Origin of the sequence: Drancourtella sp. An57 (genome assembly GCF_002161525.1) — a bacterium.
GTDB classification, from domain to species: domain Bacteria; phylum Bacillota; class Clostridia; order Lachnospirales; family Lachnospiraceae; genus Sellimonas; species Sellimonas catena.
On record NZ_NFHY01000044.1, the window covers coordinates 1 to 656 of the forward strand.

Below are 656 nucleotides of genomic sequence, written 5' to 3' on the forward strand. Positions count from 1 at the left end.
ATGCGCCTGGGGGAAACACCCGTACCCATCCCGAACACGATGGTTAAGCCCCAGACGGCCGATGGTACTGCACTGGAGACGGTGTGGGAGAGCAGGTGGCCGCCAGCTCCAAAAAAGAAATGAAGGAACCGGACTGGAAACAGGCGGAGGCCTTTGAGATAAATTTTAATATAGATACGGACATGAAGAAAGGGGACTTCATGACCACCCGACCAGCAGGGAAGTGCTGTTGACAATACGGTAAACGCCAGGCAGAAATGCCGGCGGTCATTTTACCAGTGATATGAAGTTTGAAGAAAACTTCAGATTTCATATGACTGATAAAAATCAGTCAGCCGGTCAACAAAATATCTTTTGGAATGACCGGGACGTGTACCTTGAAAACCGCATATAAGAACACAAATAGAAATATCAAGACATCCGAGGTAATGTGAACACATTATTGAGAACAACGGCAGATCAAACGATCTGCACTATCGACCAACACATGTCACGCTAGGCATGTGAGATTACGGAATGCTCCGTGAAAGGGAATCCTCTTTCGAAACCGCATTCCGAATCAAGTTGGTTATGCTGAAAAGAGCGCAGGGTGGATGCCTTGGCACTAAGAGCCGATGAAAGACGTGATAAGCTGCGAAAAGCTTCGGGGAGGAGCA

At 47.7% G+C, this 656-nt stretch carries 2 rRNA genes; both read left to right on the forward strand.

The annotated features are described in order from the left end of the window. A 5S ribosomal RNA gene (gene rrf, locus B5G11_RS16100) occupies positions 1 to 108 on the forward strand; the annotation flags it as partial. Positions 109 to 566: 458 nt separating this feature from the next. After that, positions 567 to 656: ribosomal RNA gene (locus B5G11_RS16105) — 23S ribosomal RNA — on the forward strand; the annotation flags it as partial.